We start from the raw sequence: 26,068 nt of genomic DNA, 5'->3' as shown, positions 1-26,068 counted from the left end.
AGACCTACAACATGGAGACGGGCGCGAACCTGAAGACTTATGCGACCTTCAACTACAACACCTACACCGGCAACAACGTGAACGTGTTCCAGCGCTATTGGGATGGCAAGTCGGCCGGCGTCACCAACGGCTACACCGGCTGGAAGGCCTGGTCGGGCCAGGACAAGGACTCGAAGTTCATCCTGCGCAAACACCGCGGCGAATCGGATCAGGGCGGATGACACCCCAGTGCGGTACCAGAGGCCGCCGAGGCTGCGGTTTCCTCGACCGGCACCACGCCGTACAGGATCAGGTCCCGCTCTTCCGCGCGCTCGTCCAGGCGCGCGAGCAGGCTCTCGGTAAACGCCGCCGGCACCTCGCCCGACCAGTCAACCGGCGTACCTCGTCCACTGCTCGATACATGCCCATGCCGCGCACGCGTGCGGGAGCGCCACATGTTGATGGCGGTCGGCCCCATTGGCGCCTGCTGGGCCGGCTCATCGCCCCAGAGCGAGCCATACCCTTCGTGGTCCTGCAGGTTCGCCGCGCACCAGATATAGGGTGATCGCGACAGGAATGCCCCCCACATGCTGTAGGATGAAACCGAGCACACGAGGGCATCGGCGAAAGCCATCGACAACAGGTCGCTGCAGGCGGTCTGGCGGAGGTGGAAGGTCGTCAAAGGGTGAAAGGCATCGATGAACGGCTGGACTTCGCCTTCCGACGCATCCGTGATCAGGAGAAAATCGATCCGGTTTCCACAGTCCCGCTTGAGAGCGGAACATGTTGCAAGATACCAGGCCAGCGGCAGCGCCACGTTGAAGCGGCCACGGTAAGCCCCGACGGCGTCGGCGTTCAGGAAATCGCCGCGCCGGATATGCACCGCCACCAGCGCCCGGCCAGGCCTTACCCGCGCCAGCGTGGCGTGGAGATTCGCCACGGCCTGTCTCGCTTTTAACAGCTCCGCCAGCACGAAGGGCCGCGCCTGCTGGATGGCGTGAAAGCCACCCCACATGCCGCTTGCAAGAAAGACGAAGCCGCCACGCCGGTCCAGTTCCTCGCTCGCCATGAACTGCGCGACCGCTTCACCGTAGGCCGCCTTGCCAGTGGCGCGGTAGGCTGCTTCATCGAAGTGGATCACGGGCAGAACGCTTTTGATCAGGCCCTGCTGTATCCAGTCCAGCCTGCCGGTACCGAAGTCGCGGTGATACCGGCGCTTGTTCAAGCCCCAGGCGGGATGCATCACGTGCGCGCCCAGGACCTGCCCAGCCAGGAAGGCCTTGGCCCAGGGAAAAAGTTCATTGCCGAGTCCTGCGCCACGATGGCCCAGGATCTGGGGGATGCAAATGCGCATAGGGCTCTCCTGTCAGTGCAGGTCCTGATAGACCTCGCCGGTCTCGATCTCGCCGGACCAGGGATGGCGCTTCGATGCCCACTTGCTGTGCGCGAGCTGCAGGGAAATCCGGACGACGAACAAGGTATTGGTCACCAGGTAGCGCCGCATCAGCCGCCGCGGCTCGGCGGCCAGGCGGTACAGCCATTCAAGGCCGTGATCCTGCAACCAGACCGGTGCGCGGCGCTGGGTGCCGGCATGGTAGTCGAAGGCGGCGCCGACGCCGACCATGACGGCATGGATGCGTTCGCGATGTGCCGCCATCCATTTCTCCTGTTTTGGACAACCCAGTCCCACGAACACGACATTGGCACCGCTGGCATTGATCGCGGCGATGTCGGCTTCGTCATCGGCGAGGGAACAGTGTCCGAACCGGGGTGCGTGCGTGCCGGCCACCAGCATCCGCGGAAATTCGAGCGCGCAGCGGTCCCTGAGCTTGCGCAGGGTCTGGTCGGTGCTGCCGTACAGGTAGACCCGGTGCCCGAGCGCTTCGGCGCGGCGCAGATAGCGCCACATCAAGTCGGGCCCGGCAATGCGCTCCTGCTTCGGAAAGCCGAGCCGCCGCAGCGTCCAGGCGATCGGCGCGCCGTCACAGGTCGCCATGTCGGCGGCGCCGAGGGCATGCCGGAATTCGGCATCGCCCGTCGCGGTCACGACGGAATGCACGTTGCAGACGCAAACATAGCGCGACGCGCGCGAATTCCCCCAACTGACGACCTGTTCGACCGCTTCGTCCCATCCGACGGCATCAATCCAGGTGCCAAGCACCTTGCTCCCCTTGCGTGACGCTCCCTCTTCCATGCGCAGCTGCGATTGCGTCTTCATAGATATCCACCAGAATGTTGTAGTTGATCGGTGCGGTGTATTTCCTCTCCCACTCGGTGCGCGCCGCGCGCCCCATTTCCTCCATGTCGTCAGGATGTGTTTCCGCCCATTCGATGGCCGCGGCCAGATCCGCGGCATCGCCCGGGCGGGCCAGAAGTCCGGTGACGCCGTGCTGGATGATGTCGGCCAGCGCGCCACGCCGGCTTGCAATGACCGGCAAGCCATTCGCGAAGGCTTCCAGCACCGTCATGGGCATCTGCTCATGCCCGATACTCGGCAAGACGAGATAGGCGGCGGCGCGCATCCGGGCTGCAACCGTCCCGCTGTCCTGTATGCCGAGATAGCGCTCGCCCAGTGCCAGCGCGACGGCGTCCGCGCAAGGTCCGCCGCCGACCACGGTCAGCGGATTGCGGCCCAGGATGCGCAGCGCCTCGAGCAGGGTTTCCACGCCTTTTTCAGGCGATAGCCGTCCCACATACAGTCCGCCGCTGCGGCTGCCCCATTCCGGCGTACCGCTGCAGTCGACGAAGTTGGGTTTGATGCGCATCTTCTCGGCTGGCAGACCGCCGTCGATGAAGCAGGCGCGTGAGTAGCCGCTCAGCGCGATATAGCGCGTCACTTTGTGGCGATAGGTGCCGAGCCAGGCGTGGGCTGACAGCAGGCCCGCCAGCAGTGTTGACTGCGGTACCGAGCCCCGGTAGCACTTGCGGGGTATGGCGCGCCAGGGCAGTCGCTTGAGGCAGTCCTGGCACACGGCGCCATTTCTCAAGAAAGTCCCCTGCGGGCATAACAGGCGGAAGTTGTGCAAGGTCTGCACCACTGGAATCTTCCGGCGCGCCGCGATCCAGTACACCGCCGGCGAAATCATGAGGAAGGTGTTATGGACGTGCACGACGTCCGGCCGATAGAACGCGCACAAGCCGTCGATCTCGCCGGCGGCGCTGCGCGACCACACTGCGTCCATGCCCGCCTTCAGCACCGGCATGCGGACCAACTCGTCGTTACTGCGGCCGTACAGCCGGACTTCGTGGCCATGGCTGCGCAAGAGCGCGGCTTCGGCACGCACCACGGCATCTTCGCCGCCGGCTTGCTGGTAGCGGTTATGGACCAGGAGCACCTTCATGCCAGCGCTCCCTTGAAGCGGTACCAGCCATTCAGGCAGTGCCGGACCAGCGGGGCGTAGCGGCCATCCGACCCGCTTGCGGCAAGCAGGCCGAGGCGCAGCCGCCGCCAGTGTGCCGAGACCAGGTTCCCCAGAACCATGCCCGCACAAGCCAGGCAAGCCTTTCGCGAGCGATATACGAAGATATTTTCCAGCTGCCGTTCAGCGGCCCCGAGCCGCTTTTTCCAGACCCCATTCCCCCACAAGAAATGGAATTCCGTGGCGCCCTGCCGAATTCCCGCACAGACGCACAGGTAGGCGTTCAGCATGCCCGGGCTATAACTGTCGAAAGCACGATCGTGGGCCAGCACATGCAGGAACAGATGCGAACCGATCCGTGTGGACACCGTGGCGGCGCAAACGCGGCCATCGATGGTCGTCACGCCGACAAAGCCATGCGTGCGCACGACCTGGCGCAACCAGGCCTGCTGCGCATCGTCCAGGCGTCCACGTCCATGCCGGACTGCGTTCTTGAGGGAAAAAATCGCCTCGATCGTGTTCTCATCGACATCGGCTCCCTCGAGGATCCTGAACACCGCCGCGGGCATGTCGCGCTTGAGCCTTCTCTGCTTGGTGCGCAAGCCCGATGCCGTCGACTTGCCGAGGCCGGCGCGGTAAGCTTCCTCCGTGGGCGGAAGGGAAAGCACGTAATCCTCGGAAATCCGGAACCGCTGGCAGGGAAATGCGGCATCCAGCACCCCCGATGTCACCGACAGCATGCCGATCGCCTGTACGGCCGGGTAATGCGCAAAGATGAAGGCCGCGAAGCGACGGACGTGTTCCGGGGCGATGCGGACCGCCGCATTGAGCACGTGGATCCTGCGCTTGTGCATCTTGAACAGCAGGATGGCCTCCACCACGCCCTCGGTCCAGGCAACATAGGTCGAGGTGTCGGCTTCCTGCACGTGTTCGGCAAGGATGGAGGAAAAGATGTTGCCGTACAGGCGCTCCAGTTCGGCGGGCACGAAGGCGGGAATCGCGTTTTCATGCACTTCGGCAGAGCATGCCTGCGCGCCGGTCCCGCCGCCCTCATGGCGCCCGGCGTTCATGCGATGTCCTGGCGATGACGGGCTTTTGCGGAACGCCATGCCCGAATGCCGCGCGCGACCAGCCTGGCCGCGGCGCCGTCTTCACGTTCGCAATCGAGCAGGGCAAACTTCGCTTCCAGGCAGGCGCCGTGCAGCGCCATGTCGGCCACTCTGCCGGCATGGCGCAGCATCGCCGTGCGCGAGCGATACACGCAGAGCGCATCGTATTTCCGCGATCTGCCCAGCAGGGAGTATTTGTAATCGAGCCTCCCGCCCATCATGTTGATTTCCCGGGCGCCGCGCCGAAAACATTCGCGCGCCGTCCAGTAGCAGCACAACATACCAAGGCTGAAAGCGTCGAACCTGAAGTCACGCCCGGTCACGAGCATGTAGAAGCAGTTGCCTATCCGCGCACAAACGGTTCCCGCGACAATGTCGCCATCGACAAGCACGGTGCCGGCCAGGCCCTCGTGGGCGGCAAGGAGAGCCAGGCGCAGCGCATCGTCTTGATAGGTGGAGGTCCTGTTCTTGCGCGTCATGCTGCTGCGATTGAATGCGATGACACGCTCGACCAATTCGGGGGTGATGGCGCCCGCTTCGATCACCTCGAAGCGCGAAGCCGGATACGCCTCTGCCAGCGCAGCGCTGCGTCGTCGGATATTCCTTTTCGTGCTTTTGCCAATGTCGTCCGCGTAGGCCAGATCCGAACCATATTCTGGAATGACAATATCTTCTGCACAGAAAAATCGCTGATAGGGCCGTCTCAAGGCAAGTTTGCCCGTATCGAGGCCGAAGAAATCAATGCAGCTCACCGCAGGATGCCGTCCGAACAGATACTCGATCAATTGCTCGATATCGGATGCGGGCGCCCTGATCTGTTCGTTCAATACCTTGATGTCAGACCCGTGGCATTCGAACAGGAAAATCGACTGACTGGAAGCTGCCGGCTGCGATTGATAAACCCAGATTTCATCACTTAATTTCCCGGAAAGCTGGAGCTGGCGTGGCGAGGAAAACAGGGCGCCATAGTGCAAATCGATTTTCTGCGCCAGCCCATTCGGAATGCCCTGGCGATGACAATGCAGTTCCGACGTCATCGAGGCAAAAGCACCATGCCGGTCGTCAGCGATCGTTTGTGCCATGACTAGCCTCGCTCTTACCCGTGATCTATGTACTCATGGTAGCTACCCTGCATGGATTGCGGAGGCGAGTTCATCTGTGCTTGATTTAGATCAAACGGCCTGAGGTGGTTAGCGCAATACAGTTTTTTTCTGACCAAGACAAATCGATGTCGTCCCAAAGAAAAGCGGAACTGAACCTGTTACGTTTGATTTAAATCAAAACGCTTTTAAACGATGAATAGAGTTCAGCCAACAAACTGGAGGCATATAAAAAAAAAGGATCCATGGTCTGGATCCCTACCCTTGCTCATGCAGGCGGCTGTGATTTGAGTCGATGGCGGAAGCGGGAACGCTTCACAAAACGCATGGCGCCAATGGCCGTACGGACCATGGCGGCGAGGCTCCCGGCGCGATGCTCGCTATCCAGCAGTGTTCGCTTGCACCGGTCCACATAGTCGGCGGCGGCATGTTTTGCACGGCCAGGCGCATGGCGCCAATACGCCATGCGCGAGCGGTAAATGTCGATGTTCGCCATATCGTGCTGAACGCCCAGCAGTTTGAACTTGTACTGCTGGCGTCCCCAGCTCAAATGCGCCTGCTTGCCCTTGCGCGCGATCTTTTCCAGCATGGCGAGGTAGCAGCACAGCATGCCGAGGCTGTATTTTCCCAGCCCGGGCTCGAATGCGACGACGTAGGCGAAATAGCGGTCGCCCAGTTTCAGGCTCAAACTGCCGCCGCATAGCTTATCGCCGGCCATGGCCACGAGAAGGAGGCCGCCAGCCTGCGCCTGGTGCACCATCCATTCGGCTTCTTCGGGGGAAATGCCGAAAGCGATGCCCTTCCGGTCCGTGTTGCTTTGCTTCAGCGCGAATAAATCCATCAATTGCTGTCGCCGGATGCCGGCATTTTCAAAGGTCTGGAACTGCAGCTCCGGCCGGTCGCGGGAAATCGCCTTCATCTGGTGCCGGATATTATGCCGGGTCTTTGGCCCCAGGCTTGCCAGGTAGGCGTCTGCCGACGCCGGCAGGCTGACGATGATGTCTTCCGAATGACCATGCTGCTGGAAAGGCAGCGAAAGCGCGCCGCTATCGATGCCGATGAGGGAAAAGGCGATCACCGAGGCCGCGCTAAAACGGGCAAATGCAAAACGCGCGAAACGCTCGATCTCCTCCGCTGGAATCGCCACCATTTCGTTGAGCACCGTGATCCGTCCGTGCTCCAGGTGGAACAGGAAAATGGCAAGCGTGCGCCCGTCACGCCGGGCGACATAAGCGCGTGCGCCCTGGGCACGGGCGCGAAATGCGAAATGCTTCAGCGACGAATTGAAATGTTGGTACAGCGCGTCGAGTTCGGTTTCGAGCTGGGGAGGAAGGGCATCGAAACAGTGGATGTCGGCGCCAAAACCATGCGCGGAACCCGCGTGCCAGTCCGCGCCCTCCACTGTCCCGATATCGTTCAACAAGCGTTTCGTCATGGCGGCCCTTGGCGGCTTTAGGAGCCGTCGGCGTCGGTAGCGGCTTCCAGGCGCACTTCCCCGATACCGATGACCCCGCCTTTCGGCGTGCTGTCGCCGCTGACGCGCACGAAGGAGACCGACATCATGCCGAGTTGCTTGGCCGTGGCGCCGGCAAACGCACGCTTGATTTTGTAGCGAAGTTGCAAGCCTCCATGTCCGCCGCCGTGGTGGGCCGCGGCATGGATTTCGAAGGGACCGAATGTGCCTAGATAGACGGCATTGGCGTTGCCCGATGAGCGATTGTCGGATGGGACGTTCAAGTAGACTTTGTAGAAATAACCGCCCTTCCTGCCCTCCTCGGACATTTCAATGCCGTCGAGCACCAGATGCGCCGAGCGATAGATCTGCGCCCTCCCGGCGATGCTTGCCTGTTTGCCTTTTGCGATCGCGGCCAGCACCTGGCTGTGTTCCGTGCTCACCGGCAGCTGGACGCTCACCGAGCGTTCGGAGAGCCCGACGTTCATCGCTCCGCCCAGGGCGAACGTGGCGTCGCTGGTCTGGCGTGGCAGGGACAGCTGGAACGAACCAGTGGAGGGCATGGCGCCTGGCATGCTGTCCATGGTCGCCTGTACGCGGAACAGGCGCGCATCCTGCCGGCCACCGCTTGCTTGCGCCAATGGAAGTGCGGTCGGCATGGTTTCTTTCTGATAGCGATAGCCGAGATTGGTTCGGGTATCGTAGGTCTGCGATCGGTTTATGCTCAGGCCGCTTGCATAGACGTGCTTGCCCGACCAATACGTCGTGTTCTTGGCGGGCATCTTGCGTCCGGCGCCGGCGGCGACCCATGCTACCCATAGCCTGTCGACGTTGGCATGATGGAGCCAGAAGATGGGGTCGTTGGGGGAAATCATGTCCGCCATCGCATTGCCGATGATGTTATGGACGGGATTGTGCGGCGCGTCTTCGAAGGTCGGTTCGAAGGCCTGTTCCTGGCCGCGCTGGAAGTTGAGCACCGTGCCCGAAAAAGGCGCCATGCTCAAGGCCTGCTGGACATTCGTGTTGACCCGCTCGACATAGAGGGGATTATTGTTGTTCGGATTCGTGAACTCGGCCGGTAGCTGGGCGTTGGTATAGTAGTCCCAGTATGGCAAGACCAGTTGGAGGTCGCCCGAAACGGTACGCAGCGCCCGTTCGAAATAGTAGAGGTAGCCACGATGCCATGCCAGGAAGTACGGCACTTCGTGCGGGCAGTAATTCACATGGGCGTTCGTCCAATACGCCCAGCTCTTCGCATCCTTGGCATTGGTATTCGCCTTCATCAGCCTGATCGCCTTGAGCAGGGAATCGTAGCGCGGCGTGGTTTTGAAGGCTTGCCATTCGGGGCGTACGGTCAGAAGCAGCGTCTGTCCGAATACACCAGCCGGCAAGGCAGCTGCGCCCAGGGCGAGCGCCGAGCGTTCCAGGAAGGCCCTTCTGCGGATATCTGCATGGTTCATCTCAAACTCCTTGGTAGATTTGTTCTACCTCAACAATTACGCCGCCAGTTAATGTTAAGCAGCCTGAAGCGTAATCACTGACCATAGGGAAGCGGGCCCAAGGAGTGTTTGATCTATCTCATATCATTTGCTGTTTCCCCTGAAAACAACCCAGCCGTTCGCCCTTGTCTCTTTGGCTCAGGCCGCTGCGACTTCCCCGGCGCGCAGCGTCAGCACCCGCACCCCATGCCGGGTCACCGCCACGGTATGCTCGAACTGCGCAGATAGCTGCCCGTCGCGCGTCACCACCGTCCAGCCATCGTCCTCGGTCCGCACCGCATGCCGGCCCTGATTCAGCATCGGCTCGATGGTGAACACCATCCCCTCGCGCAGCATCAGCCCGGTCTGCGGCTTGCCCCAGTGGAGTACCTGCGGCTCCTCGTGCATTTCGCGGCCGATGCCGTGCCCGCAATATTCCCTGACCACCGAATAGCCGTGCCTGCGCGCATGGCGCTCGATCGCATGCCCGACGTCGCCCAGGCGCGCGCCGGGACGCACGGCCTTGATGCCCTTCCACATGGCTTCATAGGTCACCTGCACCAGCCGCTTGGCCAGCGGCGACACCTCGCCCACCAGATAGGTCTTGCTGGAATCGGCGATATAGCCGTTCTTCTCCAGTGTGATGTCGAAGTTGACGATGTCGCCGCTCTTCAGGATCTCGTTCGGCGACGGCACGCCGTGGCACACGACGTTGTTGCGCGAGGAATTCAGCGCGTAGGCATAGCCGTACTGGCCCTTGCTGGCCGGGCGCGACTTGAGTGTCTCCACGATGTAGGCGTCGACCAGGTTGTTGACGGCCATGGTCGACATGCCGATCAGCTGCAGACTGTCCAGGTAGCCGAACACGCTTGCCAGCAGCCGGCCCGCTTCCGCCATCAGGACGATCTCTTCCGGCCGCTTGGTCATGATCCCGCCACCTTGAGATGGGGCGTCACCACCCCGGCCGCGCGCAGCTCGCGCGCCATGATCTCGTTGAAGCTCAGGGTCGGGTTCAGCTCGGCCAGCATGCCGATCCTGACCCAGAACGCGGCCTGCGCATTGATCGAGCGGCAGGACACGCCGCTCGCCTTGCGGATCTGGTCGTGCAGATCCTCTTCGATGTTGACGATGCCCATTTATATTCTCCATATACGATCCATATACGGATCATATATTCGGAATCGACATGGACGCAAGTGGTCTTTTCACAAACGCCAGCACCCACACCAGCGGATTCTCGTCCCAGCTCCCTGCGCCATTGATTCCTTCCCAGATGCCGCGATAAGCCAGGACCGGATCGCGCTCCGCACCGGGCGGCAAGCCCTCCGCCAGCGCATCCGCCACGCTGATCTCCTGCAAGCGCTCGACCCTTACCTCGACGATCTCCAGCAGGATCCGGCTCGCCGCACGCGGCATGAACAGCGCGGGACGCTTGTGCCAGGCCGGCGCCACCCTGGCTTCGCGCCGCGCGTGCGCATCCGCGCCCGGGCCCTCGTCCGCGGCATAGCGCCAGGCATGGCCGGCGGCCTGCGTCATGTCGGTAAAAAACCATTCGGCATGCTGCTTGCGAAGATTGAAGCGCGTCTCCCAGCGGCCGTAGGCAAAGAAGGTTTCGCGTACCCAGAGCAGGTCGCCGGGGCGGCCGAAGCGATTGCGCGCGGCATCTTCAGGGGAACGCAGGGCGCGCCGGGTCTGGGTCTTGGCGCCGGCCAGCAGCGCGCGCACCATCGCCGCGGAGAACAGGATGCTGCGCGCCGGCCGCTGGGCCGGTCCGCTCAGGCCGGCACCTCGTCGGCCGCGCCGCTATCCGCAGCCTGGGCCGCGCCAGCCGCCGCACCGGCGCCCGTACCCGCCGCCAGCATCGCCCCCACCTTCGCCGCCAGCGCCATCATGGCGAAGGGCTTGGTCAGCAGCTCCATCTGCGCCGGCAGGGTCTCGTTGCGCATCACGGTGCTTTCGGCGTAGCCGGTCACCAGCAGCACCGGAATCTGCGGCCACAGCATGCGCACCTGGTCGGCCAGCTGGCGGCCGTTCATGCCGTTCGGCAGGCCGACGTCGGTCACCAGCATGTCCGGGCGGCCGCTGCGCCCCCGTTCCTGTCCCCGCTCCTGCAGCTGGCGCAGGGCTTGCGGCGCATCGGCCGCCTCCATCACGGTATAGCCCTGCAGGCGCAGGACTTCGGCCATCACGCTGCGGATGTCGGCTTCGTCGTCGACTACCAGCACCGTGCCCTTGCGGCAAGCGGCCGGCAGCGGCGCGTCGCCGTCCACGGCCTGCGGCGCCGGCGCCTCGGCCGCCAGGCGCGGCAGCAGCAGGCGCACTTCGGTGCCCTGCCCCGGGACCGAATCGATGCGGACCTGGCCGCCCGACTGGCGCGCGAAGCCGTACACCATCGACAGCCCGAGGCCGGTGCCGCGCCCCATCGGCTTGGTGGTGAAGAAGGGATCGAAGGCGCGCGCCAGCACGTCCGGCGGCATGCCGGCGCCGCTGTCGCGCACCGTCACCAGCACGTATTCGCCGGGCTTCAGGTCGCCGTAGCGGCCCGCCTGCAGCGGCGCGATGACGGCGTTCTCGGTCTCGATGACGATGGCGCCGCCTTCCGGCATGGCGTCGCGCGCATTGTTGGCCAGGTTCAGCAGCGCGCTCTCGAGCTGGTTGGGGTCGCACAGCGTGGTCCACAGCGCCGGCTGCAGGTGGGTGCGCAGGGTGATCGCGGGGCCGGCCGAGCGCTTAACCAGGTCGCTCATCGACTCCACCAGGGCGTTGACGCTGGTCGGCTTCGGATCCAGCGCCTGGCGGCGCGAGAAGGCCAGCAGGCGGTGCGTCAGGGCAGCCGCGCGCTGGGTCACGCCGAGGGCGGCATCGATGCGCGCCGGCAGGTCGCCGGTCTGGCCCATGCGCAGGCGCAGCCTCATCAGCTCCAGGTGGCCCGCCACGCCCGCCAGCATGTTGTTGAAGTCGTGCGCCAGGCCGCCGGTCAGCTGGCCCACCGCTTCCATCTTCTGCGACTGGCGCAGCGCGTCCTCGGCCTGGCGCAGGGCGTCGGCCTGGTGCTTCTCGGCGGTGATGTCGCGCGCCACGCCGTACAGCAGCTCCCCTTCCGGCGAGATGGTCCACTGCACCCAGCGGCAGGAGCCGTCCTTGTGCAGCACCCGGGTCTCGTAGTTGACCAGGGGCGCGCCCCCGGCCAGGATCAGCAGGTGGCGCGCCACGTCCTCGCGGTCGTCCGGATGGACCATGTCCATGAAGGGCCGGGTGGTCGCCTCCTCGGCGGTCCAGCCGAAGCTCTCGGTGAAGGCGGGATTGACGGTGAGGAAGCGCCCGGTCGCCAGCGAGGCCGCCGCCATCACGTCCGGCGAGATGCGCCACAGGCGGTCGCGATCGGCGGCGTGCGCGGCCACCTGGTGGCTCAGGCTCTCGTTCAGGCGCCGCAGCTCGTCGATCGCCCGGACCTTGTGCGTGGTCTCGAACACGGTGCACAGGATGCCGCCGACGCGCCCATGCTCGTCGCGCACGGGGCTGTAGGAGAAGCTGTAATGGTGCTGCGCCGGGTAGCCGAGGCGCTCGCTGGTCACCGGCAGGTCTTCGTAGTAGCTGGCTTCGCCCGCATACGCGCGTTCGGCGATCGGGCCGACCGTGTCCCAGGCCTCGCCCCAGGCCTCGCGGAACGGCAGGCCGAGCGCCTCCTTCAGGCCCAGGATCGGCAGGTAGGCGTCGTTGTAAAAACCGATCAGCTCGGGTCCCCAGCACATATAGGCCGGAAACCGGGAACTCAGGACCGTGCCCAGCGTCGTGCGCAGGGCCGCCGGCCATGCGTCGATCGGTCCCAGGCTTGTTGCCGACCAGTCATGCCCGGCGATGCGCTCCCCCATCAGGCCGCCGCCCGAGAGAAAGCCGAGGGAATCGTTCACCGTACTGTCCATGGAAAAACACTCATCCGGCGGATTGTAATAAAAAATGTCTTTTGGACGGCGCGCAATTGGCACAGCCTGCCAAAAGCGGTCTGTGCGGTGACGCGCTCTAGAGTGGCGCCAGGCGGCGCGCCGCCTCGAGCTGGCGCAGCACCACGGCGCAGGCCGACTCGAGCACACTCGCGGTGGCCGCGGCGCTCAGTGGAAAGGCGGCCTGGGTCTCGAGCGCGGCGGCGGACTGCAGCAGGCCGAGCGTGCGGCAGCCTTCGGCCAGCCGCCCCAGGTGCGCGCGCGCGGGGTCGAGCTGGCCGGCCGCCAGCAGCTGTCCGAGATCGGCGCCGGCGCCCGCCAGCTGGCGGTGCAGGCCGCCCAGGTAGAGCAGCAGGCGGCTGGCGTCGATGCCCAGGCGGCGCAGGGTGGCCTCCGGGCTTTCCTCATCCCTGGCCAGGCTGTCCAGGAAACCGCGCACCTTGTCGCCATCGAAGGGCTTGACGATGTAGCCGTCGGCGCCCAGGCCGAGCGCCTGCTCCATGGTGGCGCCGTCGGCGGCCGCCGAGACCAGCACGAAAGGCAGGCCGGCAAAGCGCTCGTCGGCCTTGACACGGGCCAGCAGCTCCATGCCGGACAGGCGCGGCATGCGCAGGTCGCAGAACAGCATCGCCGGGCGCGCGCCGGTGTCGAGCTGGCGCCAGGCTTCTTCGCCGTCCTCGGCTTCCAGCACGTCATAGCTGCCGGCGCTGTCGATCATGTGCATCAGCATCATGCGCGACACCACGTCGTCATCGACTATCAGAACTTTCACCGCGCCTCCGCCAATCCAGCTATTGTTATGGAGCAAATTATACAGAGCACGCCGGTGCGCACGATTCAGAGCGTCTAACAAAACCTTCAGGGCAAGGCGCAGCGTCGAAGACAGTACGCTAGTACGGCGAGACGCTGCAACGCCGCCATGGAGGTTTTGTTAGGCGCTCTCAGGCCGTGGTTTCTTCGAAACGGGCCAGCATGTTCAATAACCTGGGCAGGCGCGTCTTGAGCTGCTCCAGGCGGCCGCTGTCGGCATCGCGCTCGAGTTCGGTGCACAGCTGGTGCAGTTCGGCTTCGCCGAGGTAGCCGGCGCTGCCCCGCATGCCGTGCAGCAGGCGGCCGCAGGTGTCGAGGTCGCCGGCCGCCAGGGCCGCATCCAGCTCGCCGCGGCGGCGCGGCAGGTCGGCGGCGAAGGCGGCGCGCATGCGTCCCTTCAAATCGGTGGCGCGGCGGCCGTAGCGCGGCGGCACGTCCGGCGCCGGCGGCGAGGCCGGCGGACCGCTGGCCACGCCGAACATCGCATCCAGGTCCGCCGTGCTCGGCATGGCGGGACCGCGCGCCGCGAAAGGCAGCATCGGCTGCAGCTCGACGCCGCGCTGCAGCTGGCGCTCGATCGCGCGGCTCAGGTGGAAGTGCAGATGGGCGTCGTCGATCGGCTTGGTGAGGAAGGCGTCCATGCCGCAGGCCAGGTAGCGCGAGCGATCTTCCTCGCTGGCGTTGGCGGTCAGGGCCACGATCATCAGGCTCTGGTCCAGCACCGGGGCCTCGAGCGGGCCGCCGGCGCGGATCAGGCGGGTGGCGGTGGCGCCGTCCATCTCCGGCATGCGGCCGTCCATCAGGATCAGGTCGTAGCGGGTGCGCGCGCAGGCCGCCACGGCAAGCGCGCCGTTGTCGACCACGTCCACCTGGTGGCCCAGCTCTTCCAGCATGGTGCGCACGATGATCTGGTTGGTCGGGTAATCCTCGGCGCACAGCACGCGCAGGCGGTGCGTATGCGGCTCGAGCGGCACCTGCTCCACCACCGGCGGCTGCACGCCGTCGGCCAGCGGCAGCAGGAAGCTGAAGGTCGAGCCCTCGCCCGGCGTGCTGGCGGCGCTGATCGAGCCCCCCATCAGCTCCACCAGCTGGCGGCAGATCGCCAGGCCCAGGCCGGTGCCGCCGTAGCGGCGCGTGGTGGTGGCGTCGGCCTGCTCGAACTGCTGGAACAGGCGCGGCAGCGCATCCGGCTCGATGCCGATGCCGGTGTCCTCGACCGAGAAGCGGATCATGTTGCGGCCCTCGGCGTCGGTCTGGTCCTCGGCGCGGCGCTCGACCCGGACCGTGACGGTGCCGTTCTCGGTGAACTTGAAGGCATTGCCGACCAGGTTGACCAGCACCTGGCGCAGGCGGGTCGGGTCGCCCACCACGAAGCGCGGCAGGTCCTGGTCGAGGTGGACCGTGAAGCCCACGCTGTGGGCGCCGGCATGCTCTTCGAACAGGGTCACCACGTGGCCGATGCTTTCGTCGAGGGCGAAGTCGATGTTCTCGAAGGTCAGCTTGCCGGCCTCGATTTTGGAGAAGTCCAGCAGGTCGTTGATGATCGCCAGCAGCGACTGGGCGTTGGCCTGGCCGCGCAGGATCTGCTCGCGCGTGGAATCCTTCAGCAGGCCGTCGCGCAGCGCAAAGCCGAGCATGCCGATCACGCCGGCCAGCGGGGTGCGCATCTCGTGGCTCATGTTGGCCAGGAACTCGGACTTCTGGCGCGTGGCATCCTCGGCGCGCTGCTTGGCCAGGTACAGGCGCTCCTCGTTTTCCTGCAGCGCGCCGTTGGCGCGCGCCAGCTCGTCGGTGCGGCGGCGGACCTGGCGCTGCTGCTCGCGCAACTCTGCGGTCTGGTGCTCGAGCAGGCGGTTCTGCTGTTCGATGCGCTCGGTGCGCGCGCTGACCTGGACTTCGAGCTGGTCCTTCTGGCGCCGCAGGCCGTCCACGCGGATGCGGAAGATGCCGTAGCCGATGCCGATCACCAGCAGCACGACCAGGGCGCGGAACCACCAGGTCTTCCAGTACGGCGGCAGTATCGTGATCTCGAAGCTGGCCGGCGCATCGCTCCAGACCCCGTCCTTGTTGGCGGCGCGCACCTGGAAGGTGTAGTGGCCAGGATCGAGGTTGGTATAGGTGGCGAAGCGCTTGCCGGCGTCGGCGGCGGTCCAGTCCTGGTCGAAGCCGGCCAGGCGGTAGGCGAAGCGGTTGCGCTGCGGCGCCGCGAAGTGCAGCGCCGAAAACTCCAGCGAGAACACCGAATCCGAAGCCGGCAGCGTGATCCCGGCCGCGCGCTCGATCGGCCATGAGGTCAAACCGGGATGGCGCTTCTGCACCGGCTCGCCGAAGATGCGCAGGCCGGTGATCACGGCGCGCGGCGCGATCAGGTTGTCGTGCAGCGCGCGCGGGTGGAAGGCAGTGATGCCCTTGATGGCGCCGAAGTACAGCGTGCCGTCGGGCGTGCACAGCGCCGAGGCGTCGTAGTAGGCGCCCTCGATGGTACCGTCGGCGGCGTCGTAGATGCGCCAGCTGCCGCCGACCGGATCGAGGCGCGCGATATTGCTGGAGGTGCTGACCCAGATCTGGCCGTCCCGGTCTTCCAGCATCGCCGCCACGGCGTCGTCGACCAGACCGTCGGCGCTGGTATAGCGCTGGAAGCGCGGGGTGCCGTCGCTGCCGATCACCATCTTGTTCAGGCCGACCGCGGTGCCGACCCACAGGGTGCCGTGATGGTCCTCCATCATATGGTGGACCTCGTCGTGGCTGAGGCTGGTGGGGTCGTTCGGATCGTGGCGGAAATGGCGGAACTTGCCGGTCGCGCGATCGAGCAAGTCGAGGCCGTCGAAGGTGCCGACCCATAGCCGGCCCTGGCGGTCTTCGAGCATCGGCCGCACCATGTTGTCGGCCAGGCTGGCGCCGACCGCCGGATCGTGCCGGTAGGTGGTGATCTTGCCGCTCGCGGGATCGCGGCTGTGCAGGCCGCCGCGGGTGGCGATCCACAGCGTGCCGTCGCGCGCCAGCATCAGGTTGCGCACGAAGTTGGCGTCGACGTTGCCGGGCACCAGCTGGCTGCGCGTCATGCGGCCGCTGTTCGGCTCGAAGTGGATCAGGCCGTACTGCACGCCGATCCACAGACTGCCGTCCGGCGCCCTGACCACCGCCGCGGCGGCGGTGTCGGCCGCCACGCTGGAATCGAGACTCGGCAGGCGCCAGGTCTTTTCCTGCCCGGTAGACGGATCGAAATGGTGCAGGCCGCCGCTGCTGGCCAGCCACAGCTTGCCGGCGCCGTCCCAGGCGATGCCGCGCACCTTGTTGTCGTCGAGGGTGGCCGGCAGGTCGGGACCGCGGACGATGCGCGCGAAGCCGCCGCCGCCGAGGTCGGCCCGTGAGGCCCCGTTGTTCCAGGTACCGACCCAGAAGGTGCCGACACGGTCGCCGAAAAGCGCCGAGACCTGGTTGTCGCCCAGGCTGAACTGGTCGGTGATGCGGTGCGGATGATGCTCGAAACGGCCGGCCGCCGGCGCCCAGCGGTACAGGCCGCGGTCGCGCGTGCCCACCCACAGGCGGCGCGCGCCGTCCTGGTACAGCGTGGTGATCTCGCCATGCGGCATGCCTTGGGCCTCATCGAATCGGGCCAGGCCGTCCTTGGCCCCGGGGTCCAGCGCGCGGCGTTCGAGTCCGCCCACGCTGCCGATCCACAGGCGCTGGTCGGCGTCGATCAGCAAGGCATGGATCGATTCGAATCTGCCGCCTTGCTGCGACGGGTGGTGGCTGAAGCGCATCAGGTCCGGCTCCAGACTGTCCAGGCCATCGGCGGTGGCGATCCAGAGGCGTCCGCCGGCGTCCAGCGCCAGCGCGTGGAGCTGGTCCGACACCAGGCTGTCGGCCACGCCGGGCACGTGGTGCCAGGTGGCGAAGCGCCTGGTGGCGATGTCGAAGTGCTGCAGACCGTCGCCGGTGGCCAGCCACAGGCCTTCCTTGCCGTCGTCGACGATGGCGCGGATATGGCGGTTGCCGTTGCCGCGCTTGGCCGGCTCGTCCGGCAGGAAGTTGGAAAAGCCGCCGCTCTCCGGATGGTAGAGCGCGAGGCCGCCGTCGGTGCCGATCCACAGCCGGCCCTTGCGGTCGGCGTAGAGCACGCGCACCCAGTTGTTGGCCAGCGACTTGGAGTCGCCGACCACGTTGCGGAAATTCGTGAAGCGGTAGCCGTCGTAGCGCGACAGGCCCGACTGGGTGCCGAACCACATGAAACCGTCGCGGTCCTGGACGATCGCCAGCACCGACTCCTGGGCCATGCCGTCCTCCACCGACAGGTGTTCGAAGCGCAGGCTGGGCGCCGGCGCGGCGCACGCCGACCCGCCCAGCAGGCAACCCAGCGTCACCAGCAGCAACGCGCAAAGGCGCTGCAACGAGCGCCAAGAAAAGTCATGTTTAATATCCACCCGGCAAGAGTAGCAAACTCTGGCCCTACCGAGTGGAATAATTATTCTTTTGCTATCGTTTTAGTCGCCTTTTGCCACACCTTCGCGGCGCGGATCGGCGCCGCCGAACCACAGCGACACGCCGTGCAGTTCCATGCGCTCGATGCCCTGCAGGCCCGAGGTCTGTTCGCCGATACGGACCGCATGCCCGCGCGCCTTCAGCGCCTCGATGGTCGCGGAGGGGAAGCGACCCGCTTCCAGCTCGGTCGGACCGTTGCGGCTGCCGAAGTTCGGCAAGGCGATCGCCTGCTGCATGTTCAGGCCCCAGTCCAGGGTGCCGACCAGGACCTTGGCCACGTAGTTGATGATCAGCGGGCCGCCCGGCGAACCGATCGCCTCGACGAAGCGGCCGGTCTTCTTGTCGAAGACGATCGTCGGGCTCATCGCGCTGCGCGGACGCTTGCCCGGCTCGACGCGGTTGGCGATCGGGCCGCTAGCGTCCTTCGAGTCGAAGGAAAAGTCGGTCAGCTGGTTGTTGAGGATGAAACCGTCGACCATCTGGCGCGAGCCGAAGGCATCCTCGACGCTGGTGGTCATCGACAGGCCGGCGCCGTACTGGTCGACCGCCACGATGTGCGAAGTGGAGTGTGCTTCGATCGAATTGTCGAGACCCCAGTTCCAGGCGGTCTCGACGCCCGGCGGGTTGCCGGCCTCGGCCTTGCCCATCGAGCGCGGCCCGATCAGGCTGGCGCGCTTTGCCAGGTAGTGCTTGTCCAGCAGGGCCGGGATGCCGCGCCCCGGCAGCGGCACGAAATCGGTGTCGGCGGCGTAGCGGTCGCGGTCGGCATAGGCCAGGCGCCCGACTTCCGAGAACAGGTGCACCGCCTCAAGCCCCGGGATGCCATTGCTCGGCGCCAGCGCCTTCATGTCGCGGGTCTCGAACATGCCCAGCATCTGGGCCACCGCGATGCCGCCCGAGGATGGCGGCGGCATGCCGCACACGGTGTAGCTGCGGTAATCGTTGCAGACCGGCTCGCGCAGCTTGGGCTGGTAGGCGGCGATATCGGCGGCGGTGAGCAGGCCCGGATTGGTCGGGTGGCTCTTGACCTTGGCCTCGATGTCGCGCGCGATACGGCCTTCATAGAAGACTTCGGCGCCGCCCTCGGCGATCTCGCGCAGGGTTTTGGCCAGCGCCGGGTTCTTCAGCAGATAGCCGACCGGACGCGGATTGCCGTCCGGGCCGTAAAAATAGGCGCGCGCGGCCGGGTCCTTGCGGATATGCGGATCCCAGGCCAGCAGGCCGTTCAGGCGCGGGCTGACCTTGAAGCCGTTCTCGGACAGGCGGATCGCCGGCCCGAACAGGGTCTTCCAGGGCAGCTTGCCATGCTGTTTGTGGGCCAGTTCCATCATGCGCAGCACGCCCGGCGCGCCGGTCGAACGGCCGCCGACGATACCTTCGGTGCGCGACAGCGGCGTGCCGTCCGGATGCTGGAACAAATGCTCGTCGGCCTTCGAGGGCGCGGTCTCGCGGCCATCGAAAGCCTGCACCTTCTTGCCGTCGTAATACATCAGGAAGGCGCCGCCGCCGATGCCGGACGACTGCGGCTCGACCAGAGTGAGAACCAGCTGGGACGCGATGCCGGCGTCGATCGCGGTGCCGCCCTGCTTCAGCATCTCGTAGCCCGCCTCGACCGCAAGCGGATTGGCGGCCGCAACCATGTACTTGCGCGCGGCCCAGCCGGCTTTCTCGGTGAAACCGCTGCCGGCTTCGGGGGATTTCTGGAGCGAGTCCTGGGCAAGGACGGGGAGGTGTTGGGCGCAGGCCAGGAAGGCTGCGATGGCGAGCAGTTTGCACTTCAACTTCATTCGGTTCTCCGGAAAAAAACAGGGCGCGCGGCCGGCGATGTGGCCGGCCTGTGCGCCCGATATCACGGAGCATCCTACCCTAAATTGGCAAAGCGCTCACATGCACACTTACTTCGGCTGCATGCGGATCGCGCCATCCAGGCGGATCGTTTCGCCGTTCAGCATCGTGTTTTCGATGATGGTCCTGGCCAGGTGGGCGTATTCGCCCGGCATGCCGAGACGCTGTGGGAAGGGAACCATCTTGCCCAGCGCATCGCGCACTTCCTGCGGCATGCCCATCAGCATCGGGGTCTCGAAGATGCCCGGGGCGATGGTCATCACGCGGATGCCGCTGCGCGACAGGTCGCGCGCCATCGGCAGCGTCATGCCGGCCACGCCGGCCTTCGAAGCGCCGTAGGCGGCCTGGCCGATCTGGCCGTCGAAGGCCGCGACCGACGCGGTGTTGATGATCACGCCGCGCTCGCCGTGCTCCAGGCCTTCCGTCTTGCCCATCGCGTCGGCCGCCAGGCGGCACATGTTGAAGGTGCCGACCAGGTTGATGTTGATCGCGCGCTGGAAGGCGTCCAGCGGGTGCGGGCCGTCCTTGCCGACGGTCTTGATGGCGGGCGCCACGCCGGCGCAGTTGACCAGGCCGCGGACCGTGCCCATGGCGGTCGCCGCTTCGACCACCGCCATGCCGTCGGCTTCCGAAGTCACGTCGCACTTCACGAAGCGCGCCTTGCCGGCGCCCAGCTCGGCGGCCAGTTTCTCGCCCGCGTCAAGCTGCACATCGGCCAGCACGACCATGCCGCCGGCGTCGACGATCATGCGCGCGGTGGCGGCGCCCAGGCCCGACGCGCCGCCGGTGACGATGAATACGTTGTTCTGAATCTGCATGCTGCTGTCTCCTCCAGGAATTAGGTAGGTCTAACGTTTACGTAAACGTCAACTCCCGGATTGTAGCGAGCTTCAGCCTTCAACGCCATGTTTACAAGCACTGGACGGTCGCGCCGTTGCGGGTGCATGGCCGCCCGGCGCTGTTGACGCCGGAGCCGGTGGTGCCGAGGTTGTAAGTGGCGCCGGCGGCATCGCGGCAAGCCCCGCCGACGCAGGAATTCAGCGGCGTCGTACTCGGTAGCACCGGCTGCGGCGCCTGGGCCGGCGCCGGCACCGGGACGGCGACATCGCCGATCGCCGCGGCCTCATTCCCGCTCAACGGACGCGGCGCCAGCGGGCCCGCGGGCTGCCACGCTTCGCGCCGGCGCGGCGCCTGCCTGGCCTGCTTCTGCTGCTTCGGCTTCGGCTGCTGCGATGGCTGCTGCGACTGCGGGGGCGGCGCCTCGCGCGTCAGGCTGTCGGTCTCGTCGTGGACCTCGGCCGGGTCCTTGCGCGCCGGATCGCCGGCCTGCGGCTGGCGCGGGTTCAGCACCGGACCGTAGCTGGGCCCCTGCGACCTGCCGCTCGGCCGCGTGGAAGGCGGGAGCGCGTTCGCGCCGCTATTCGGATCGGTGGTGCGCGCGGGCCGGGCGGCATCGCTGTGGCCGGCCGCCTCGTCGGCCACGGTGGCGTCCTGGTTGGCGCGGTCCGTGCTCTGGGTCTGGCGCCCGGTGGCGGCGGATTCTTCCTTGCGCAGGAAGGCTTCGGCCTGCTGGCGGGCCTGCTGTGCCTGCTGGGTTTGCTGGGGGCTCTGGACTTGCGGCTGCGCCTGGGATTGCTGCGCCTGGACCTGCGCCGTCGCCCCCGCGCCCGCAAGCAGCGCGATCGCACCGGATAGGAGGATCTGTTTCATGGCTCACCTCGTTTAGCTGGATGAGTCCATTATCGGCCGCCGTGGTGGCGGAGGGCGCGCGCCTGCCCTCCCCCGGCATGAAGACCTTACTGCCCCGGCGGCGGCTCCCACAGTTCGACCTTGTTGCCTTCGGGGTCGATGACCCAGCCGAACTTGCCGTATTCACCGTCCTCGGTTTTCTCCAGCACCTGGCAGCCCTCGTCGCGCAGGGCCTGCAGCAGCGCGGCCAGGTCGGCGACGCGGTAGTTGATCATGAAGCTGGACTTGCTCGGCTCGTAAAGCGTGGTGTCGGCCCCGTTGATCGACCACACGGTCATGCCGCCGGTCGGCTTGCCCTCGTCGTCGCTCCAGCTGAAGGCGGTGCCGCCCCAGTCCATCACGTCGATGCCGAGATGCTGCTTGTACCAGGCGCGCATCGTCGCCGGGTCTTTCGCGTTGAAGAAAATGCCGCCAATGCCAGTCACGCGTTTCATACGGTCTCCGCTTGGAAAAGTTGTCGGTTTAAAACTGTTTCACTCTAGCATAAGCTGTCAGGTCCCTGTCATCTTCCGCAGGTAGTTTGCTATGCTGGAAAGCATCGATGCATCCTACAAAAAACGACAGGAGACGACCATGCAGAACCTGCAGGAGATGTATCAGTCGAAGCGCGGCAGCGCCCTCGACGCCCTCGACCACTTGCTCGACGGTGACATGATCGTCGTGCCGACCGGCGTCGGCGAGCCGCCCACCCTGCTGCATGCGCTGTCCGAACAGCACCGGCGCTTCAATGACATCAAGGTCGCCCAGATCCTGGCGATGCGCAAGTACGGCTATTTCGACCCGGCTTGCCGGCCCCACGTGCGCCACGCCGCGCTGTTCTTCGGCGGCGCCTCGCGCGCCGGCGGCCAGGGCGGCTGGTGCGACTTCATCCCGAATTATTTTTCCGAGATCCCGGCCCTGATCGAGCGCGGCCTGATGCCCGCCGACGTCGTGTTTGCCATGGCTTCGCCGATGAGCGCGTCCGGCCACTTCGCCCTCAGCCTGGGCGCCGACTACACGATGGCGGCGGTCGCCAGGGCGCGCGCGGTGGTGCTCGAGGTGAATCCCAACGTGCCCTTCACCCACGGCCAGTGCCACGTCCACCTGTCGCAGGTAAGCAGCATCGTCGAAAGCGAAGAGCCGATCCTGGAAGTCGGCCTGCCGAGGATCGGGCCGGTGCAGGAAGCCATCGGCGCCCTGGTGGCCGAGCACATCGAGGATGGCTCGACCCTGCAGATCGGCTACGGCGGCATCCCGGACGCGGTGGTGATGCAGCTGACGGGCAAGCGCGACCTCGGCATCCACACCGAGATGATCGGCGACGGCATCCTGACCCTGGTCGAGTCCGGCGCGGTCAACAACAGCAAGAAGACCCTCCTGCCCGGCAAGATGGTCGCCACCTTCGCGCTCGGCTCGCGCAAGCTGTACGAGTTCATGCACCACAACCCGATGCTGGAGATGCACCCGTCCAACTTCACCAACGACCCCTACATCGCCGGCCAGAACGACAAGCTGGTGACGATCAACGCCAGCCTGCAGGTCGACCTGCTGGGCCAGTGCGGCAGCGAGAGCATCGGCCACCTGCCCTATTCCGGCACCGGCGGCCAGGTCGACTTCGTGCGCGCCGCCAACCGCTCGCGCGGCGGCAAGTCCTTCATCGTGCTGCCCTCGACAGCCAAGGACGGCACGCTCTCGCGCATCGTGCCGACGCTCTCGCCCGGCACTCATGCCACCACCAGCAAGAACGACGTCAACTACGTGGTCACCGAATGGGGCGTGGCCCAGCTGCGCGGCAAGTCGGCCAAGCAGCGGGCGCAGGCGCTGATTGCGATTGCGCATCCGGATTTTCGGCCGTGGCTGCGTGAAGAAGCCGACAAGATGTGCGTGTTTTGATTCCTGCGCGAAACTCGCGGCGGCGATCCTGCACGCATGCCATGATGCACTCCATTGCGAACACAGGAGATTTCATGGATCGTGTGGACCGGATCGGCCCCGATGAACACGTGCGCGGCCCGCAGGATGCGGCGCTGACCCTGATCGAATACGGCGACTTCCAGTGCCCCTACTGTGCGCGGGCGCACGAAGCGCTGAGCGGCTTGAGCGCCGAGTTGGCCGATGAGCTGGGCGGCATCCGGCTGGTGTTCCGCCACCTGCCGCTGGCCGACCTGCACCCGCTGGCCGAACTGGCGGCGGAAGCGGCCGAAGCCGCCGCCAGCCAGGGCAAGTTCTGGGACATGCACGACATCCTGTTCGAGCAGCAGCGCACGGTCATGGACAAGCAGGACCTGGCGGTGCTGGCGGAAAGCCTGGACCTCGACATCGAACGCTTCCGCGCCGAGGTCCTGGAGCGCCGCCATCGCCCGCGCATTCAGGGCGACCTGGAACGCGCCCACCAGGACGGCGCCAGCAAGACACCGACCTTCTTCATCAACGGCGAACGCTATCGGGGCGATTCGGACCAGGCGTCGCTGCGGCAAGCGCTGACGGCGGCACTGGGGCGCTGAGCGTCCGCGTGGCCACCGCCGAGGGCGGCGGCGCACCGGGCGCGCGCATCATCTGCGGCGTCATCTGCGGCGCCTTGACGGCCAGCCAGCCACCGCCGACCGGCAGCAGCGGCACCAGCAGCAGCGCGACGATGTTGATGATCTTGATGAGCGGATTCACCGCCGGGCCGGCCGTGTCCTTGTAGGGGTCGCCCACGGTGTCGCCGGTGACGGCCGCCTTGTGCGCATCCGAGCCCTTGCCGCCGAAGTGGTTGTCCTCGATGTACTTCTTGGCATTGTCCCAGGCGCCGCCGCCGGTGGTCATCGAGATCGCCACGAACAGGCCGGTCACGATGGTCCCCATCAGCATGCCGCCCAGCGCCGCCGGGCCCAGCAGCATCCCGACCGCCACCGGCACCACCACCGGCAACAGCGAAGGCAGCACCATCTCGCGGATCGCCGAAGCGGTCAGCATGTCGACGGCCTTGTCATACTCCGGCTTGCCGGTGCCGTCCATGATGCCGACGATCTCGCGGAACTGGCGCCGCACCTCGACCACCACGGCGCCGGCGGCCCGCCCCACCGCCTCCATCGCCAGCGCCCCGAACAGGTAGGGCACCAGGCCGCCGATGAACAGGCCGACGATCACCATCGGATTCGACAGCTCGAAGCTCATATGGGTGCCGCGTGCCTCCAGTGCATGCGTGTAGTCGGCGAACAGCACCAGCGCGGCAAGGCCGGCCGAGCCGATTGCATAGCCCTTGGTGACGGCCTTGGTGGTGTTGCCGACCGCATCCAGCGGATCGGTGACGGCGCGCACGCTGTCCGGCAGGCCGCTCATCTCGGCGATGCCGCCGGCGTTGTCGGTGATCGGCCCGTAGGCGTCCAGCGCGACGATGATGCCGGCCATCGACAGCATCGAGGTGGCGGCGATCGCGATGCCGTACAGTTCGCCCAGCGCGTAGGCCACCAGGATCGCGGCGCACACCACCAGCACCGGGTAGGAGGTCGACTTCATGGACACGCCCAGCCCGGCGATGATGTTGGTGCCGTGGCCGGTGGTCGAGGCCTCGGCGATGTGCTGCACGGGGTGGAACTCGGTGCCGGTGTAGTACTCGGTGATGTAGACCATCAGGCCGGTCAGCACGATGCCGACCAGGGCGCAGCCCAGCATGCGCCAGCGCATCGCGTCCTCGCCCCAGACCATCCAGGTGACGACGGCGAAGCCGATCAGCGACAGGCCGGCCGCCCACCACAGCCCCGTGTACAGGGCCGACATGATCTTCTTGCCGGGCTTGTTCTTGACCATCATGCAGCCGACGATCGAGGCGATGATGGACACCGCGCCCAGCAGCATCGGGAAGATGACCGCCGCGCTGCCGGTGGCCGGCACCATGAGCGCCCCCAGCAGCATGGTGGCGACCAGGGTCACGACATAGGTCTCGAACAGGTCGGCCGCCATGCCGGCGCAGTCGCCGACGTTGTCGCCCACGTTGTCGGCGATCACGGCCGGGTTGCGCGGATCGTCCTCGGGAATGCCGGCCTCGACCTTGCCGACGAGGTCGGCGCCGACGTCGGCGCCCTTGGTGAAGATGCCGCCGCCCAGGCGCGCGAAGATCGAGATCAGCGAGGCGCCGAAGGCCAGGCCGACCAGCGGCTGGATGGCGTCATGCGGCGTCAGCGACGGCCCGGTGGCCGCGATCAGGAACCAGTAGAACAGCGAGACGCCGAGCAGCCCCAGGCCTACCACCAGCATGCCGGTGATCGCGCCGCCGCGGAAGGCGACGTCGAGAGCCCGGTCCAGTCCGTGCGAAGCGGCCTGGGCGGTGCGGACGTTGGCCCGCACCGAGACGTTCATGCCGATGAAGCCGCAGGCGCCGGACAGCACGGCCCCGGCCAGGAAGCCGGCCGCGGTGAGCCCGCCGAGAAGGAAGAAGATGGCAATCAGCAGGACGACGCCGACGATGGCGATGGTGCGGTACTGGCGCGCCAGGTAGGCCGACGCGCCCTGCTGGATGGCCAGCGAGATTTCCTGCATGCGGCCGTTGCCGGGATCCTGTTGCAGGATCCAGCTTCGTGACCACAACCCGTAAAGTACCGCGATGACGCCGCATGCGACGGCGAAGCCCAGCTGTGTGGATGCCAATGCCATATTGTTCCCCCATTGTCCTTCGATCAAGTACTACGCAGTGTTGCGAAACTTGGATCCAAAAACCTGGACGGATGGCGAATGTCATCCGGAGCCAACGGGCGGCGCGATGTGCGGCGCCCGGAAAACTCTTCGACGGCCCCGAAAGGCCG

General features: G+C 66.1%; 21 protein-coding genes. 3 read left to right on the top strand and 18 right to left on the bottom strand.

All coding sequences use genetic code 11. From position 1 onward, the window contains the following. Positions 1-221: hypothetical protein (locus ACFPO9_RS13885; RefSeq protein WP_379771679.1), on the top strand; the 221-nt coding region annotated here is incomplete at its 5' end. Here the strand turns inward: ACFPO9_RS13885 and ACFPO9_RS13880 are convergent. The 17 genes from ACFPO9_RS13880 to ACFPO9_RS13800 form a co-directional block, all read right to left on the bottom strand. After that, on the bottom strand, positions 209-1,333 hold the full coding sequence (locus ACFPO9_RS13880; protein WP_379771678.1) for a hypothetical protein: 1,125 nt from the start codon (positions 1,331-1,333) through the stop codon (positions 209-211). The two genes, ACFPO9_RS13885 and ACFPO9_RS13880, sit on opposite strands and share 13 nt — an antisense overlap. A gap of 12 nt (positions 1,334-1,345) precedes the next feature. Beyond that, positions 1,346-2,197 (bottom strand): WecB/TagA/CpsF family glycosyltransferase, encoded by an 852-nt coding sequence (locus ACFPO9_RS13875; protein WP_379771676.1) that lies wholly within the window; start codon positions 2,195-2,197, stop codon positions 1,346-1,348. Next, complete coding sequence (locus ACFPO9_RS13870; protein WP_379771675.1) at positions 2,121-3,320, bottom strand: glycosyltransferase family 4 protein; 1,200 nt, start codon at positions 3,318-3,320, stop codon at positions 2,121-2,123. Before ACFPO9_RS13870 ends, ACFPO9_RS13875 begins: the two co-directional genes overlap by 77 nt. Continuing rightward, on the bottom strand, positions 3,317-4,408 hold the full coding sequence (locus ACFPO9_RS13865; RefSeq protein WP_379771674.1) for a GNAT family N-acetyltransferase: 1,092 nt from the start codon (positions 4,406-4,408) through the stop codon (positions 3,317-3,319). Before ACFPO9_RS13865 ends, ACFPO9_RS13870 begins: the two co-directional genes overlap by 4 nt. Next, on the bottom strand, positions 4,405-5,529 hold the full coding sequence (locus ACFPO9_RS13860; RefSeq protein WP_379771673.1) for a GNAT family N-acetyltransferase: 1,125 nt from the start codon (positions 5,527-5,529) through the stop codon (positions 4,405-4,407). Before ACFPO9_RS13860 ends, ACFPO9_RS13865 begins: the two co-directional genes overlap by 4 nt. Before the next feature lie 286 nt (positions 5,530-5,815). Next, complete coding sequence (locus tag ACFPO9_RS13855; protein WP_379771672.1) at positions 5,816-6,982, bottom strand: GNAT family N-acetyltransferase; 1,167 nt, start codon at positions 6,980-6,982, stop codon at positions 5,816-5,818. Positions 6,983-6,999: 17 nt separating this feature from the next. Next, positions 7,000-8,460 (bottom strand): tyrosinase family protein, encoded by a 1,461-nt coding sequence (locus tag ACFPO9_RS13850; RefSeq protein WP_379771670.1) that lies wholly within the window; start codon positions 8,458-8,460, stop codon positions 7,000-7,002. Between the two features lie 177 nt (positions 8,461-8,637). Further along, the gene (gene map, locus ACFPO9_RS13845) at positions 8,638-9,405 is read right to left on the bottom strand and encodes a type I methionyl aminopeptidase (RefSeq protein ID WP_379771668.1); all 768 of its coding nucleotides are present in this window, start codon (positions 9,403-9,405) and stop codon (positions 8,638-8,640) included. Beyond that, positions 9,402-9,614: a ParD-like family protein gene (locus tag ACFPO9_RS13840; RefSeq protein WP_230027629.1), complete on the bottom strand. Its 213-nt coding sequence runs from the start codon at positions 9,612-9,614 to the stop codon at positions 9,402-9,404. Before ACFPO9_RS13840 ends, map begins: the two co-directional genes overlap by 4 nt. Before the next feature lie 31 nt (positions 9,615-9,645). Beyond that, positions 9,646-10,206: a hypothetical protein gene (locus ACFPO9_RS13835; protein WP_379771666.1), complete on the bottom strand. Its 561-nt coding sequence runs from the start codon at positions 10,204-10,206 to the stop codon at positions 9,646-9,648. Positions 10,207-10,253: 47 nt separating this feature from the next. Further along, the gene (locus ACFPO9_RS13830) at positions 10,254-12,389 is read right to left on the bottom strand and encodes a hybrid sensor histidine kinase/response regulator (protein ID WP_379771664.1); all 2,136 of its coding nucleotides are present in this window, start codon (positions 12,387-12,389) and stop codon (positions 10,254-10,256) included. A 109-nt stretch (positions 12,390-12,498) separates the two neighbouring features. Then, positions 12,499-13,191, bottom strand: coding sequence for a response regulator (locus tag ACFPO9_RS13825; protein WP_379771662.1), 693 nt, complete (start codon positions 13,189-13,191; stop codon positions 12,499-12,501). A gap of 169 nt (positions 13,192-13,360) precedes the next feature. Further along, entirely contained in the window at positions 13,361-17,620 is a 4,260-nt protein-coding gene (locus ACFPO9_RS13820; RefSeq protein ID WP_379771661.1) for a hybrid sensor histidine kinase/response regulator, read from the bottom strand. A 93-nt stretch (positions 17,621-17,713) separates the two neighbouring features. After that, positions 17,714-19,498: a gamma-glutamyltransferase gene (ggt, locus tag ACFPO9_RS13815; protein ID WP_379771660.1), complete on the bottom strand. Its 1,785-nt coding sequence runs from the start codon at positions 19,496-19,498 to the stop codon at positions 17,714-17,716. Positions 19,499-19,606: 108 nt separating this feature from the next. Beyond that, on the bottom strand, positions 19,607-20,374 hold the full coding sequence (locus tag ACFPO9_RS13810) for a 3-hydroxyacyl-CoA dehydrogenase (RefSeq protein WP_379771659.1): 768 nt from the start codon (positions 20,372-20,374) through the stop codon (positions 19,607-19,609). A 91-nt stretch (positions 20,375-20,465) separates the two neighbouring features. Continuing rightward, entirely contained in the window at positions 20,466-21,266 is an 801-nt protein-coding gene (locus ACFPO9_RS13805) for a hypothetical protein (protein ID WP_379771658.1), read from the bottom strand. 86 nt (positions 21,267-21,352) lie between these two features. Beyond that, positions 21,353-21,739: a VOC family protein gene (locus ACFPO9_RS13800; RefSeq protein WP_379771656.1), complete on the bottom strand. Its 387-nt coding sequence runs from the start codon at positions 21,737-21,739 to the stop codon at positions 21,353-21,355. Between the two features lie 139 nt (positions 21,740-21,878). Here ACFPO9_RS13800 and ACFPO9_RS13795 point away from each other — a divergent pair, with 139 nt between their 5' ends. Continuing rightward, entirely contained in the window at positions 21,879-23,177 is a 1,299-nt protein-coding gene (locus ACFPO9_RS13795; RefSeq protein ID WP_379771654.1) for an acetyl-CoA hydrolase/transferase family protein, read from the top strand. Between the two features lie 74 nt (positions 23,178-23,251). Beyond that, the gene (locus ACFPO9_RS13790) at positions 23,252-23,788 is read left to right on the top strand and encodes a DsbA family protein (RefSeq protein WP_379771652.1); all 537 of its coding nucleotides are present in this window, start codon (positions 23,252-23,254) and stop codon (positions 23,786-23,788) included. Here ACFPO9_RS13790 and ACFPO9_RS13785 read toward each other — a convergent pair. Then, complete coding sequence (locus ACFPO9_RS13785) at positions 23,712-25,919, bottom strand: sodium-translocating pyrophosphatase (RefSeq protein ID WP_379771651.1); 2,208 nt, start codon at positions 25,917-25,919, stop codon at positions 23,712-23,714. The two genes, ACFPO9_RS13790 and ACFPO9_RS13785, sit on opposite strands and share 77 nt — an antisense overlap. Between the last annotated feature and the right edge of the window lie 149 nt (positions 25,920-26,068).

It is taken from the genome of Massilia aerilata (genome assembly GCF_042656905.1).
GTDB classification, from domain to species: Bacteria; Pseudomonadota; Gammaproteobacteria; order Burkholderiales; family Burkholderiaceae_D; genus Telluria; species Telluria aerilata.
The sequence above is the reverse complement of the archived record's forward strand: the minus strand, read 5'-3'. Positions and strand labels throughout refer to the sequence as shown.

What these genes read in the sequence shown, in the direction of transcription:
- ACFPO9_RS13880 (WP_379771678.1), bottom strand. Translation starts at nt 1,333, where the DNA reads ATGCGCATTTGCATCCCCCAGATCCTGGGCCATCGTGGCGCAGGACTC.
- ACFPO9_RS13875 (WP_379771676.1), bottom strand. Translation starts at nt 2,197, where the DNA reads ATGAAGACGCAATCGCAGCTGCGCATGGAAGAGGGAGCGTCACGCAAG.
- ACFPO9_RS13870 (WP_379771675.1), bottom strand. Translation starts at nt 3,320, where the DNA reads ATGAAGGTGCTCCTGGTCCATAACCGCTACCAGCAAGCCGGCGGCGAA.
- ACFPO9_RS13865 (WP_379771674.1), bottom strand. Translation starts at nt 4,408, where the DNA reads ATGAACGCCGGGCGCCATGAGGGCGGCGGGACCGGCGCGCAGGCATGC.
- ACFPO9_RS13860 (WP_379771673.1), bottom strand. Translation starts at nt 5,529, where the DNA reads ATGGCACAAACGATCGCTGACGACCGGCATGGTGCTTTTGCCTCGATG.
- ACFPO9_RS13855 (WP_379771672.1), bottom strand. Translation starts at nt 6,982, where the DNA reads ATGACGAAACGCTTGTTGAACGATATCGGGACAGTGGAGGGCGCGGAC.
- ACFPO9_RS13850 (WP_379771670.1), bottom strand. Translation starts at nt 8,460, where the DNA reads ATGAACCATGCAGATATCCGCAGAAGGGCCTTCCTGGAACGCTCGGCG.
- map (WP_379771668.1), bottom strand. Translation starts at nt 9,405, where the DNA reads ATGACCAAGCGGCCGGAAGAGATCGTCCTGATGGCGGAAGCGGGCCGG.
- ACFPO9_RS13840 (WP_230027629.1), bottom strand. Translation starts at nt 9,614, where the DNA reads ATGGGCATCGTCAACATCGAAGAGGATCTGCACGACCAGATCCGCAAG.
- ACFPO9_RS13835 (WP_379771666.1), bottom strand. Translation starts at nt 10,206, where the DNA reads ATGGTGCGCGCGCTGCTGGCCGGCGCCAAGACCCAGACCCGGCGCGCC.
- ggt (WP_379771660.1), bottom strand. Translation starts at nt 19,498, where the DNA reads ATGAAGTTGAAGTGCAAACTGCTCGCCATCGCAGCCTTCCTGGCCTGC.
- ACFPO9_RS13810 (WP_379771659.1), bottom strand. Translation starts at nt 20,374, where the DNA reads ATGCAGATTCAGAACAACGTATTCATCGTCACCGGCGGCGCGTCGGGC.
- ACFPO9_RS13805 (WP_379771658.1), bottom strand. Translation starts at nt 21,266, where the DNA reads ATGAAACAGATCCTCCTATCCGGTGCGATCGCGCTGCTTGCGGGCGCG.
- ACFPO9_RS13800 (WP_379771656.1), bottom strand. Translation starts at nt 21,739, where the DNA reads ATGAAACGCGTGACTGGCATTGGCGGCATTTTCTTCAACGCGAAAGAC.
- ACFPO9_RS13795 (WP_379771654.1), top strand. Translation starts at nt 21,879, where the DNA reads ATGCAGAACCTGCAGGAGATGTATCAGTCGAAGCGCGGCAGCGCCCTC.
- ACFPO9_RS13790 (WP_379771652.1), top strand. Translation starts at nt 23,252, where the DNA reads ATGGATCGTGTGGACCGGATCGGCCCCGATGAACACGTGCGCGGCCCG.
- ACFPO9_RS13785 (WP_379771651.1), bottom strand. Translation starts at nt 25,919, where the DNA reads ATGGCATTGGCATCCACACAGCTGGGCTTCGCCGTCGCATGCGGCGTC.